11 protein-coding genes are annotated in these 12,908 nt (G+C 70.9%); 6 read left to right on the top strand and 5 right to left on the bottom strand.

The window, feature by feature from the left end; all coding sequences use genetic code 11:
• Positions 1–95 precede the first annotated feature (95 nt).
• Positions 96–1,520, top strand: a complete 1,425-nt coding sequence (locus ACRRSS_RS01985) for an FAD-dependent monooxygenase (protein WP_435969488.1) — start codon at positions 96–98, stop codon at positions 1,518–1,520.
• A gap of 27 nt (positions 1,521–1,547) precedes the next feature.
• Here ACRRSS_RS01985 and ACRRSS_RS01980 read toward each other — a convergent pair whose 3' ends face one another.
• On the bottom strand, positions 1,548–2,009 hold the full coding sequence (locus ACRRSS_RS01980; RefSeq protein ID WP_435969487.1) for a hypothetical protein: 462 nt from the start codon (positions 2,007–2,009) through the stop codon (positions 1,548–1,550).
• A 196-nt stretch (positions 2,010–2,205) separates the two neighbouring features.
• Here ACRRSS_RS01980 and ACRRSS_RS01975 point away from each other — a divergent pair, with 196 nt between their 5' ends.
• Entirely contained in the window at positions 2,206–2,970 is a 765-nt protein-coding gene (locus ACRRSS_RS01975; RefSeq protein ID WP_351897127.1) for an SDR family NAD(P)-dependent oxidoreductase, read from the top strand.
• Positions 2,971–3,027: 57 nt separating this feature from the next.
• Here ACRRSS_RS01975 and ACRRSS_RS01970 read toward each other — a convergent pair whose 3' ends face one another.
• A complete protein-coding gene (locus ACRRSS_RS01970; RefSeq protein WP_435969486.1) occupies positions 3,028–4,221 on the bottom strand; it encodes an RtcB family protein in 1,194 nt (397 codons plus the stop codon).
• A 174-nt stretch (positions 4,222–4,395) separates the two neighbouring features.
• Here ACRRSS_RS01970 and ACRRSS_RS01965 point away from each other — a divergent pair, with 174 nt between their 5' ends.
• The 3 genes from ACRRSS_RS01965 (at position 4,396) to ACRRSS_RS01955 (ending at position 7,665) form a co-directional block, all read left to right on the top strand.
• Complete coding sequence (locus ACRRSS_RS01965) at positions 4,396–5,271, top strand: DUF3558 domain-containing protein (protein WP_435969485.1); 876 nt, start codon at positions 4,396–4,398, stop codon at positions 5,269–5,271.
• 130 nt (positions 5,272–5,401) lie between these two features.
• Positions 5,402–6,136 (top strand): DUF3558 domain-containing protein, encoded by a 735-nt coding sequence (locus tag ACRRSS_RS01960; protein WP_435969484.1) that lies wholly within the window; start codon positions 5,402–5,404, stop codon positions 6,134–6,136.
• Between the two features lie 119 nt (positions 6,137–6,255).
• On the top strand, positions 6,256–7,665 hold the full coding sequence (locus ACRRSS_RS01955; RefSeq protein ID WP_435969483.1) for a DUF2637 domain-containing protein: 1,410 nt from the start codon (positions 6,256–6,258) through the stop codon (positions 7,663–7,665).
• Positions 7,666–7,766: 101 nt separating this feature from the next.
• On the opposite strand, the gene lysS is transcribed toward ACRRSS_RS01955, so the two are convergent.
• Positions 7,767–9,491 carry a lysine--tRNA ligase gene (lysS, locus tag ACRRSS_RS01950; protein WP_435969482.1) on the bottom strand — a complete coding sequence of 575 codons (1,725 nt, stop codon included), beginning with the start codon at positions 9,489–9,491 and terminating at the stop codon, positions 7,767–7,769.
• Positions 9,492–9,698: 207 nt separating this feature from the next.
• Between lysS and argS the strand changes: the two genes are divergently transcribed.
• Positions 9,699–11,474, top strand: coding sequence for an arginine--tRNA ligase (argS, locus tag ACRRSS_RS01945; protein WP_435969481.1), 1,776 nt, complete (start codon positions 9,699–9,701; stop codon positions 11,472–11,474).
• A gap of 94 nt (positions 11,475–11,568) precedes the next feature.
• Here the strand turns inward: argS and ACRRSS_RS01940 are convergent, their stop codons facing one another.
• A complete protein-coding gene (locus ACRRSS_RS01940) occupies positions 11,569–11,841 on the bottom strand; it encodes a DUF1876 domain-containing protein (protein ID WP_435969480.1) in 273 nt (90 codons plus the stop codon).
• A 59-nt stretch (positions 11,842–11,900) separates the two neighbouring features.
• A complete protein-coding gene (hemB, locus tag ACRRSS_RS01935; protein ID WP_435969479.1) occupies positions 11,901–12,905 on the bottom strand; it encodes a porphobilinogen synthase in 1,005 nt (334 codons plus the stop codon).
• Between the last annotated feature and the right edge of the window lie 3 nt (positions 12,906–12,908).

The raw sequence follows: 12,908 nt of genomic DNA, 5'->3' as shown, positions 1-12,908 counted from the left end.
AGGCGTTGACACTCTATCCGGCCCGCCCTTACAGTTGCCAACAAGCGTTGACCAACAGATGTTGGCCAACGGTCGTGGGCACCCTGGAGGCAGCCATGAGCGGCACGGAGCAGACCGACACCCAGGTACTCGTCATCGGCGCGGGCCCCACCGGCCTGCTCCTCGCCGGCGACCTCGCCGCCGCCGGCGTCGACGTCACCCTCGTCGAGCGCCGCCCGCACGGCCTCGCCAACATGACCCGCGCCTTCGGCGTCCACGCCCGCACCCTGGAGCAGCTCGACGCCCGCGGTCTCGCCGACGAACTCCTCGCCACCGGCACGACCCTCACCCGCGCCCGGCTCTTCGGCCGCCTCGACCTCGACCTCACCCGGCTGCCCAGCCGCTTCAACCACCTGCTCGTCACCCCGCAGTACGAGGTCGAGCGCCTCCTGGAGCGCCGCGCGGAGGCCGCCGGGGTCACCTTCCGGTACGGGACGGAGCTGCGCGGACTGCGCCAGGACGCCGACACGGTCACGGCCGAGCTCACCGACCCCGGCGGAACCCCGCGCACCCTCACCGCCCGGCACCTGGTCGGCACGGACGGCGTCCGCAGCGCGGTCCGCACCGCCCTCGGTCTGCCGTTCCCCGGCGGGTCCGTCATCCGCTCCATCGTCCTGGCCGACGTCCGCCTGACGGAGGAGCCCACGGAGTCGTTCAGCGTCAACGGCTCCGGCGACAGCTTCGCCTTCCTCGCCCCCTTCGGCGACGGCTGGTACCGGGTGATGGGCTGGAGCCGCACCCGTCAGGTCGACGACAGCGAACCCGTCGACCTGGACGAACTCCGCGAGATCACCCGCGGCGCTCTCGGCACCGACCTCGGCATGCACGACCCCCGCTGGATCTCCCGCTTCCACAGCGACGAGCGCCAGTCCCCCTCCTACCGCGTGGGCCGGGTCTTCCTCGCCGGCGACGCCGCCCACGTCCACTCCCCGGCCGGCGGCCAGGGCATGAACACCGGACTGCAGGACGCCGCCAACCTCTCCTGGAAGCTCACCGCCGTCCTGCGCGGCACCGCCCCCGACCCGGACGCCCTCCTCGACAGCTACCAGTCCGAGCGCCACCCGGTCGGCGCCACGGTGCTGCGCACCAGCGGCGCGCTCGTCCGCCTCGCGATGGCCCACAGCCCCCTCACCCGGGCCGCCCGCTCCCTCGCCGCGGGCTTCCTCAACGCGGTACGGCCCGCCTCGACCCGCGCCATGGGCATGATCAGCGGAATCGGCATCGCCTACGCGCCCCCGGAGGGCTCCCACCGCCCCGCGGGCCGCCGCGCACCGGACATACGGCTGCGCGAGGGCCGGCTCCACGAGCTGCTGCGCGCGGGCGAGTTCGTCCTGATCGCACCGGAGGGCCCGCCCCCGGCCCTGCCCAAAACCGCCCCCGTCTCCCCCGGCCACCTGGTGCGGGCCACCTGGCCGGACCCGGCGCGACGGACCGCGGTACTGATCCGCCCCGACGGCCACATCCACTGGACGAACGGCTGAGGAGGACCCATCGCACCGGAACAGGAATCAGAAGACGTACGGATCACCGGTGGCGAGCACGAGCACACGGTGGCGGTCGTTGACCGGGTTCCGGTCGGTCGCCCCGTCCCGCCAGGCGGTGGTGATGTCCACGGTCAGCTCGTCCGGAAAGCCCGCGGTCCGCAGATCGAGCGCCAGCTCACCGCCGCCTCCCGCGACCCGCAGCTCGCCCGTACGGCAGGAGACCACCCGGTCGCTGCTCCACAGACAGGCCTGCGGCAGCTCCTGGCCACCCGCCATCGGCTCCGAGAAGGCGAGCCGGACGGTCGCCTGGGAGAGGTCGGAAGGACCGAGGTTCTCGCTCACCAGCCAGACGCCGACGCCGCCGCCCCAGAGGGAGACATGACCGTGATGGGCCACGTCCGCCTCGGGCGCGACCACCGGCCCCACGGCGCCGGCATTCGCGCCCGCGCCCATCACCACCGTGGCCACGAGAGCGACCCCCAGCACACCCTTCCGCAATCCATACATAAGCTCAAAATACCCACAGACCACCCCACCTTCTGACAATCCACCAGCCAGCGTCTCCCCGGCGCGCCCCCGGCCGACCGCCCGCCCCAGCGCCCCCGCGAGGAGGCGCCCGGCACCCGCCTATCCTGGCCGGGCGATCGACGTAATCGACCATCTGCGCGAGGAGCACCACGTCATGACTGCCCCCGGTACCCCCATCGCCGTCGTCACCGGAGCCAGCAGCGGAATCGGCGCCGCCACGGCCAGGCAGCTGGCCGCCGCCGGTTACCGCGTGGTCCTCACCGCCCGCCGCAAGGACCGCATCGAGGCCCTGGCCGCCGAGATCAACGAGGCCGGCCACCAGGCCGCCGCCTACGCCCTCGACGTCACCGACCGCACGGCGGTCGACGAGTTCGCCACCGCCTTCCGCACCGTCGCCGTCCTCGTCAACAACGCGGGCGGCGCCCTCGGCGCCGACCCCGTCGCCACCGGCGACCCCGCCGACTGGCGCCAGATGTTCGAGGTCAACGTCATCGGCACCCTCCACATGACGCAGGCCCTGCTCCCCGCCCTCACCGCGAGCGGCGACGGCACGGTCGTCGTCCTCTCCTCCACCGCCGGCCACTCCACCTACGAGGGCGGCGCCGGCTACGTGGCCGCGAAGAACGGCGCCCGCGTCCTCGCGGAGACCCTCCGCCTGGAGATCGTCGGCACCCCGGTCCGCGTCATCGAGATCGCCCCCGGCATGGTCAAGACGGACGAGTTCGCCACCACCCGCTTCCGCGGCGACACCGACAAGGCCGCCAAGGTCTACGCGGGCGTGGCCGAGCCCCTCACCGCGGACGACGTGGCCGACACCATCACCTGGGCCTGCACCCGCCCCCCGCACGTCAACATCGACCTCCTGGTCGTCCGCCCCCGAGCCCAGGCCTCCAACACCAAGGTCCACCGCGAGCTCTGAGCACACGGAAGGGGCCGACGCGGCGCGCCGGCCCCTCCGCCCCCGTGAAGGAAGGGTTCACCCCTTCACACAGATGACCTGCTTCAGCTTGGCGACGACCTCCACCAGGTCCCGCTGCTGGTCGATGACCTTCTCGATCGGCTTGTACGCACCGGGGATCTCGTCCACGACACCGGAGTCCTTACGACACTCCACGCCCCGCGTCTGCTCCTCCAGGTCCCGCGTCGAGAAGCGCCGCTTCGCCTCGCTCCGGCTCATCTTCCGGCCCGCGCCGTGCGAGGCCGAGTTGAAGGACGCGGTGCTCCCGAGGCCCTTCACGATGTACGAGCCGGTGCCCATCGAGCCCGGGATGATCCCGAACTCCCCGGAGCCGGCCCGGATCGCGCCCTTCCGCGTGACCAGCAGGTCCATGCCCTCGTACCGCTCCTCCGCCACGTAGTTGTGGTGGCAGGAGATCACCCGGTCGAAGGTCACCCGGGCTTTGCGGAACTCCCGCCGGACGACCTCCTGGTACAGCGCCATCATGATCGCGCGGTTGTACTTCGCGTACTCCTGGGCCCAGAACAGGTCGTGCCGGTAGGCCGCCATCTGCGGGGTGTCCGCGACGAACACCGCCAGGTCACGGTCGACGAGCCCCTGGTTGTGCGGCAGCTTCTGTGCTTCGCCGATGTGGAACTCCGCCAGCTCCTTGCCGATGTTCCGCGACCCGGAGTGCAGCATCAGCCACACCGAATCGGAAGTATCGATACAGAACTCCACGAAGTGGTTGCCGGCTCCGAGCGTCCCCATCTGCAGCGAGGCCCGTTCGCGACGGAACTTCACCGCATCCGCCACCCCGTCGAACCGCGACCAGAAGTCGTCCCACCCCGCCGTCGGGAACTGGTAGAGCCGCCCCGGGTCCACCTCGGAGCGGTGCATCCCCCGCCCCACCGGAATCGCCTGCTCGATCTTCGACCGGAGCCTCGACAGGTCGCCCGGCAGGTCGTTCGCCGTCAGCGAGGTCTTGACCGCCGACATGCCGCAGCCGATGTCGACCCCGACCGCCGCCGGACAGACCGCCCCCTGCATCGCGATCACCGAACCGACCGTCGCCCCCTTGCCGTAGTGCACGTCCGGCATCACGGCGAGGCCCTTGATCCACGGCAGCGTCGCCACGTTCCGCAGCTGCTGCATGGCACCGCCCTCCACCGTGGAGGGGTCCGCCCACATCCGAATGGGGACGTTCGCCCCAGGTACCTCTACGTACGACATACTTCCTCGATTCCCCCGAAAAGCCCGATAACGCAAAAACCGGCGCCAAAGCCCGTACAGGTGACAGCGGACCGGCATCAACAGCTGCGTGTGCGATAGACATTGTGTCCATCGGCCGGCTTCGCGCGGCAAACAGTTTTCGGGAAAGACTTCGGGAGAAGGGAGCCTGGGACCGTGCAGCGAAAGAGGTACGCCCCCGGCCGCACCGGGTCCGCGGCTCGCACCGCCGTCGTCCTCACACTCGGCCTCGGCCTGGGAATCGGCCTCACCGGCTGCTCCTCCGGCACACCGGCCGGCGACATCGCCGTCGACGCCAAGGCCGGCCCCGCCGCGCCCGTCGCGCCGCCCGGCCGCTACCGCACGCTCTTCGAGCCCTGCGGCGCCGTCCCCCAGGGCACGCTCAAGGACCTGCTGCCCGGCGCCGCGGCCCTGGCCGACCCGGAGCGCGACCAGGCGTACCGCGGCGTCGCCGCCGTGACGTACGACACCGACCGGCGCGTCGGCTGCACGTGGCGGGCCGACACCCCCGACATCTCGCACCGGCTCGCGCTCGACATCGAGCGGGTCGTCTCGTACGACACCACCATCAGCGACGACGACCGGGCGCAGGACGTCTACGCCCGCAAGCAGGTCGCGGCCGGCATCCCGCTGTCCCGGACCACCCCGACGCCGACGCCCTCCGGCTCGTCGACGGCGACCGGTCAGACCCCGGGCGGCACCCCGCCGGCCACGAGCCCGCCCGGCAAGGCCACGAAGGGCACCACCGCCCCCGCCTCCGGCGCCACCCCCGCGGACCCCGCCGCCACGGGTCTCGAACCGCGCGTCCTGGAGGGCCTCGGGGACATCGCGTACCTCGACGACGTCCTGAGCACGGTCGGCGCGAACGGCCATCAGCGCGCCGTCAGCGTGGTGTTCCGCACATCCAACGTCATCGTGACCATCTCCTACCAGGAGCAGACCACCGGTTCCGCCGAGGCCCCCGACAGCCTGGAACTGCAGGAAAGGGCCCGGAGTCTGGCCCGGCTGCTCGCCGAGCGCCTGGAGGAGTAGCCCTCCGCACCCGCTCCGCGAGCGGACGGCGACCACGTAACGTGTCGGCGTACCCGTGGCCCCACGCCGTGGCCGTACCCGTGGCCGCCGGAGCACCGGCCGGACCGTACGACAAGCGACTGAAGGAACCATGCAGCGATCAGCCCCGCGACTCACCCGCATACTCGCCTGCGCCGCCGTCCCGGTGATGCTCGTCGTCGCCGGCTGCTCCTCGGACTCGAGCGACAGCGGCTCCGGCTCGGGTTCGAAGGACAAGGCGGGCGCGTCGGCCTCGGTGACCCCCTCGCCCTCGCAGACGACGAAGGCCGTCGAGCCGGCGAGGTTCGCGAAGCTGCCGCAGGCCTGCAAGGCGGTCACCGCGAAGACGACGGCTGCGCTGGTGCCCAAGGCGAAGACGAAGAGCGGCACGCCTGCCGTCTCCAGCGACCTCGCCAGCCGCGGCGGCTGCTCGTGGAACGGTCTCGACGACAAGGGCGTGAAGGGCTCTCAGTACCGCTGGCTCGACGTGTCGTTCTACCGGTACGACTCCGACTCCTCGCTCGGCAGCGGCCAGGAGCGCGCGCGGGAGAACCTCGCCAAGGAGCTCGCCAAGATCGAGGCGACGCCGAGCGCGAAGAAGCTCCGCACCACGACGGCCACGGGGATCGGCGACGAGGCGACGTCCGTCTCGTACCAGGTACGCAAGACCGACGAGGACTTCGTCTACGGCTCGATCGTGGCGCGCACGGGCAACGTGCTGGTGCTGCTCTCGTACAACGGCGCCGGATACGCGGGCGCGGCCACCCCGTCGGAGAAGACGGTCATGGACGGCGCGGTGAAGGCGGCCAAGGAGGCCGTGGCAGCGGTCGCGGCCGCAAACAAGTAGGCACAAACCCGCACAGAGCGACACGTATAAGCGGAGCCCGTCCCTCCCCCGGGGGCCGGGCTTCGTTCACATGTGCCACTCTGTGCGCGCGAGATGTCGATTGACGGGAGGGATCGCGGGTGGCCGCGATGCAGCTGACACGCACACACCGGATACTCATCGGCCTCGTCATCGCCGGTGCGCTGATCATCGCGGGGATCGGTTTCGCGGGTTCGTACGCCGCCGTGCGCGAGCTCGCTCTGCAGAAGGGCTTCGGCACCTTCTCGTACTTCTTCCCGATCGGCATCGACGCGGGCATCTGTGTACTGCTCGCCCTCGACCTGCTGCTGACGTGGCTGCGCATCCCGTTCCCGCTGCTCCGGCAGACGGCCTGGGTGCTGACGGCGGCGACGATCGCCTTCAACGGCGCGGCCGCCTGGCCCGACCCGCTGGGCGTCGGCATGCACGCGGTGATCCCGGTGCTGTTCGTCGTGGCCGTCGAGGCCGCGCGGCACGCGGTGGGCCGGATCGCGGACATCACGGCCGACAAGCACATGGAGGGTGTCCGGATCACCCGCTGGCTGCTCTCCCCGGTGCCGACGTTCCGGCTGTGGCGCCGGATGAAGCTCTGGGAGCTGCGCTCCTACGAGCAGGTCATCAAGTTGGAGCAGGAGCGGCTGATCTACCAGGCGCGTCTCCAGGCCCGTTACGGGCGGAGCTGGCGTCGCAAGGCGCCGGTGGAGGCACTGATGCCGCTGCGGCTCGCGCGGTACGGCGTGCCGCTGGCGGAGACGGCGGCGGCGGGTCTCGCGGCGGCCGGCATCGAGCCGGCGGTGCTGCCCGCTCAGGGGCAGTCGCAGGTGGAGCTGCAGCAGTCGGCGCAGCAGCCGCAGCTTCAGCCGGTGGCGCAGGCTCCCCAGCCGCAGCAGCTGCCGCAGCCGGGTCAGCCGCAGCTCCCCCAGGGCCCGACGCAGGGCCAGGGCCCGGCACAAGGCCCGGCACAAGGCCCGGCACAGGGCCGGCCTCAGCCGCAGGGCCAAGGTCAGGCTCAGGCTCAGGCGCAAGGCCAGGCACAGAGTCAGGCACAGGGGCCCTCACAGGGCCCGGTGCAGGACCCGTCCGAGCCGCCGAACCACCACAGCCCGTGGTTCCAGTCGCCGCAGCTTCCGTCGGAGGCCCACGAGACGGCGTACGCCCCCCAGTTCGTCGAGGGCCTGGAGCCGACGCCGGTCGCGGTGCCGCTCGGCCCCGAGGAGGCCCCGCTCCCCGACCCCCGGCAGGAGCAGGGCCCCCAGAGCTTCGAGGAGTACCCCGAGTACGTCGATCCGGAGCCCCCGGTCGACGACTTCGAGGAGGCCGTCTACAAGCTCACGTGGTCGTACGCCCACGAGAACAACCAGTTCCCGGCCGAGGGCGAGCTCCAGCGGCTGGTCGCGGACCACTACGGCCTCCCCGAGTTCCCGGACACCGAGGTCGACGCCCTGCGTCAGCTGGCCCCCAGGATCGAGCAGCGCATCCAGCGGGAGATGGCCGACTTCGACACCCCCTGACAAACCCCGCGCACAGCGAGAGGGCCGCCGCCCGGATTCCGGGCGGCGGCCCTCTCGCACGCCGAGGTCACTCCCTCAGGTCACGCACTCGCGTCACACGCTCACGCGCCGAGCAGCTTCCTCACCCGGTCCGCGCCCACGGCCAGGAGCAGCGTGGGCAGACGCGGCCCGGTCTCCCGGCTGACGAGGAGCTTGTAGAGCAGGGCGAAGAAGGCGCGCTGCGCCAGCTTCAGCTCGGGCGTCGGCTTGGCCGCGGGGTCGAGACCGGCCATGATCTTCGGGACGCCGTAGACGAGGGTGGTGAGCCCGTCGAGCGACCAGTGGGTGTCGAGGCCCTCCAGGAGCAGGCGGAGCGACTCACGGCCCTCGTCGTCGAGGGAGCCGAGGAGCTCGGTGTCGGGCTCCTCGCGGACGATGGTGCGCTGGTCGGCCGGGACCTGGCTGGTGATCCAGTTCTCGGCGCGGTCGAGCCGCGGCCGGACCTCGTCGAGCGTGCTGACCGGGTTCTCCGGGTCGAGCTCGGTGAGGATGCGGAGGGTCTGCTCGTCGTGGCCCGCGGTGATGTCCATGACCGAGGCGAGCGTCCGGTACGGGAGCGGGCGCGGGGTGCGCGGGAGCTCGCCCGCGGCCGTGCGGGCGGCACGGGAGTGCGCGGCGGCGTCGGCGGGCAGCACGGTGCCGTCGGCGACCTTGGCCTCCAGCTTGTCCCACTCGTCGTAGAGCCGCTGGATCTCCTGGTCGAAGGCGATCTTGAACGACTGGTTCGGCCGGCGGCGGGCGTACAGCCAACGCAGCAGCGGCGCCTCCATGATCTTCAGCGCGTCGGCGGCGGTCGGGACGCCACCGCGCGAGGAGGACATCTTGGCCATGCCGCTGATGCCGACGAAGGCGTACATGGGACCGATCGGCTGGACGCCGTCGAAGATCTCGCGGACGATCTGGCCGCCGACGACGAAGGACGAGCCGGGCGAGGAGTGGTCCACGCCGGAGGGCTCGAAGATGACGCCCTCGTACGCCCAGCGCATGGGCCAGTCGACCTTCCACACCAGCTTGCCGCGGTTGAACTCGCTGAGCTTCACGGTCTCGGCGAAGCCGCAGTCGGCGCAGGTGTAGGCGAGCTCGGTGGTCTCGTCGTCGTACGAGGTGACGGTCGTCAGGTCCTTCTCGCACCGTCCGCAGTACGGCTTGTACGGGAAGTAGCCCGAGGTGCCGCCGGAGCCGTCGTCCTCGCTCGCCGCGCCGGAGCCCTCCTCGGCCTCCAGCTCCGCCTCGTCGAGCGGCTTCTGCGACTGCTTCTTCGGCGCCTTCTTCGTCCGGTACTGGTCGAGGATGGCGTCGATGTCGCCGCGGTGCCTCATGGCGTGCAGGATCTGCTCGCGGTAGGTACCGGCTGTGTACTGCTCGGTCTGGCTGATCGGGTCGTACTCGACGCCCAGCTCGGCCAGGGCCTCGACCATGGCGGCCTTGAAGTGCTCGGCCCAGTTCGGGTGGGACGAGCCGGCGGGGGCCGGGACGGAGGTCAGCGGCTTGCCGATGTGCTCGGCCCAGGACGCGTCGATGCCCTCGATGCCGCCCGGCACCTTGCGGAAGCGGTCGTAGTCGTCCCAGGAGATCAGGTGCCTGACCTCGTGTCCGCGGCGGCGGATCTCGTCGGCGACCAGGTGCGGGGTCATGACCTCGCGGAGGTTGCCGAGGTGGATCGGGCCGGACGGGGAGAGGCCGGAGGCGACGACGACCGGTTTGCCAGGCGCACGTCGCTCCGACTCGGCGATGACCTCGTCCGCGAAACGGGAGACCCAGTCGGTCTCGGTGCTGCTCTGAGCCACGGTCGGTACGTCCTTCTTCCTGAGGAGTGCTGCCTGACAGTCGTACGTGAGCCATTCTCCCAGACGGAAGAGCGCACTCCGTGGTTGTCCACAGCCGGAGATCGTGTGCTGCCCGAGGTTGTCCACAGGCGGGGAAATCACGTTGCGCTCCCGTGGGACACTTGACAAGCGAATTAGACCTGACGAACTCAACAGGAACGGAAGCTCATGGCCTCGGTCCCTTCCCTCGCTTCGACCGTGCAGCAGCGCCTCGCGGACGGCCTCTCGGCGGCTCTGCCGGATGCCGGCTCCGCCGACCCGCTGCTGCGACGAAGCGACCGGGCCGACTTCCAGGCCAACGGCATCCTGGCGCTCGCGAAGAAGCTCAAGGGGAACCCGCGTGAGCTGGCGACCCAGGTCGTCGCCGCGATCCCGGAGAACGACGTCCTGGCGGAGATCGAGGTGTCGGGCCCCGGCTTCCTGAACATCACGGTGACGGACGCGGCGATCGTGCGGACCCTCGCGGCCCGTGCCGCCGACGCGCGGCTCGGCGTGCCGTTCAACGAGTCGGCGGGCACGACGGTCATCGACTACGCCCAGCCGAACGTGGCGAAGGAGATGCACGTCGGGCACCTGCGCTCCGCCGTCATCGGTGCCGCGATGGTCGAGATCCTGGAGTTCACCGGCGAGAGCGTGGTCCGCCGGCACCACATCGGCGACTGGGGCACCCAGTTCGGCATGCTCATCCAGTTCCTGATCGAGCACCCGCACGAGCTGGACCACCAGGCCGAGGACGGCGGCGAGGTCTCCGGCGAGGAGGCCATGTCGAACCTGAACCGGCTCTACAAGGCCTCGCGCGCGCTCTTCGACTCCGACGAGGAGTTCAAGACGAGGGCCCGCGCCCGGGTGGTGGACCTCCAGGCCGGTGACGAGGAGACGCTCGCCCTCTGGCAGCGGTTCGTCGACGAGTCGAAGATCTACTTCTACTCGGTCTTCGACAAGCTCGACATGGACATCCGGGACGCCGACGTCGTCGGCGAGTCCGGCTACAACGACATGCTGGCGGAGACCTGCGCCATCCTGGAGGAGTCGGGCGTCGCCGTCCGCTCCGAGGGCGCGCTGTGTGTCTTCTTCGACGACGTGAAGGGTCCTGACGGCAACCCGACCCCGCTGATCGTCCAGAAGTCCGACGGCGGCTTCGGCTACGCGGCGACGGACCTGTCCGCGATCCGGGACCGGGTGCGGAACCTGAAGGCGACGACCCTGCTGTACGTGGTCGACGCCCGCCAGTCGCTGCACTTCAGGATGGTCTTCGAGACGGCCCGCCGGGCCGGCTGGCTGAACGACGACGTGAAGGCCGTCCAGCTGGCCTTCGGCACGGTCCTCGGCAAGGACGGCAAGCCGTTCAAGACCCGTGAGGGCGAGACGGTCCGGCTGGTGGACCTGCTGGACGAGGCCGTGGACCGGGCGACGACGGTCGTGGGCGAGAAGGCCGAGAAGGTGGGCCTGAGCGAGGCGGAGATCGTCGAGAACGGCCGGTACGTGGGCATCGGCGCGGTGAAGTACGCCGACCTGTCGACGTCGGCCGCGCGCGACTACAAGTTCGATCTCGACCAGATGGTCTCGCTGAACGGCGACACCTCGGTGTACCTCCAGTACGCGTACGCGCGGATCAAGTCGATCTTCGGGAAGGCGGGCGACCGTACGCCGCTGGCTCACCCGGAGCTGGAGCTGGCACCGGCGGAGCGTGCGCTCGGCCTGCACCTGGACCAGTTCGCCGAGACGGTGTCCGAGGCGGCCGCGGACTACGCGCCGCACAAGCTCACCGCGTACCTGTACCAGCTCGCATCGCTGTACACGACGTTCTACGACCAGTGCCCCGTCATCAAGCCCGCACCGGCGCAGGAGGTCGCGGAGAACCGTCTCTTCCTCTGCGATCTGACCGCCCGCACGCTCCACCAGGGCATGGCCCTCCTGGGCATCCGGACGCCCGAGCGCCTCTGACGGCCCCGCAGCACGGCGAAAGGGCGAAGCCCCCGGTACGGAACACCGTGCCGGGGGCTTCGTCGTCGGATCTTCGTCGGATCTTCGTCGGGGGTCAGCGGAGGGTGTGCGAGGTCCGGCCCGACACCTGGTCGATCTCCGTGTGGGCCTTCTGGAGCAGCTGGGAGGCGAGGTCCATCAGCGCGCGTGCGCCGGCGATCTCCTCGCCCACCCTCAGCTGGTCCGGGTCGGAGGGGTGCCGGTTGGCGGTGCCGTGGGCCCGGAACTCGGTGCCGTCGGAGAGCCGGACCATGGCCGCGGCCCGTGTCCGGTCGCCTTCCTCCTGGAACTCCATCTCCACGTGCCATCCGACAAGCGTGTGCGTCATGAGGACCACCTCCAGCGAGGTACCTGTCGGCTACCTCTCCAGAGTGCGCCGGACGGCCCTCAGTGGCGAGCCGACCTGAGGTTCCGCGCGGCCTCGGTGGCCCAGTAGGTCAGGATCATCCGGGCGCCGGCCCGGCGGATTCCGGTGAGGGTCTCCATGATCGCCTTGTCGCGGTCGATCCAGCCCTTCTCGGCGGCGGCCTCGACCATCGAGTACTCGCCGCTGATCTGGTAGGCGGCGACGGGCACGTCCACGGACGCGGCGACCTTCGCGAGGACGTCGAGGTAGGGCCCGGCGGGCTTCACCATCACCATGTCGGCGCCCTCCTCCAGGTCGAGGGCGAGCTCGCGCATCGACTCGCGGAGGTTGGCGGGGTCCTGCTGGTAGGTCTTGCGGTCGCCCTTGAGAGAGGAGCCGACGGCCTCACGGAAGGGGCCGTAGAAGGCGGAGGAGTACTTCGCGGTGTACGCGAGGATCGACACGTCCTCCCTGCCGATGGTGTCGAGGGCGTCGCGGACCACTCCGACCTGGCCGTCCATCATTCCGGAGGGGCCGACGACGTGGACGCCGGCGTCGGCCTGGACCTGGGCCATCTCGGCGTAACGTTCCAGCGTGGCGTCGTTGTCGACGCGGCCGTCGGCGTCGAGGACGCCGCAGTGCCCGTGGTCGGTGAACTCGTCGAGGCACAGGTCGGACATGATGACCAGCTCGTCGCCGACCTCGGACCTCACGTCGCGGATCGCGAGCTGGAGGATTCCGTCGGGGTCGGTGCCCGCCGTACCGGCGGCGTCCTTCTTCGCGTCGTCGGGAACGCCGAAGAGCATGATCCCGGAGACCCCCGCCTCCAGCGCCTCGACGGCGGCCTTCCGCAGCGTGTCGCGCGTGTGCTGGACGACGCCCGGCATGGCCTGGATGGGCACGGGCTCGGTGATCCCCTCGCGCACGAACGCGGGGAGGATCAGATCGGCGGGGTGCAGCCGCGTCTCGGCCACCATCCGCCGGAGGGCGGGCGTCGTCCGCAGCCGCCGCGGGCGCGCCCCGGGAAAGGATCCGTACGAGTTCATAAA

Source organism: Streptomyces sp. Qhu_M48, assembly GCF_051305195.1.
Taxonomy (GTDB): Bacteria; Actinomycetota; Actinomycetes; order Streptomycetales; family Streptomycetaceae; genus Streptomyces.
The sequence above is the reverse complement of the archived record's forward strand: the minus strand, read 5'-3'. Positions and strand labels throughout refer to the sequence as shown.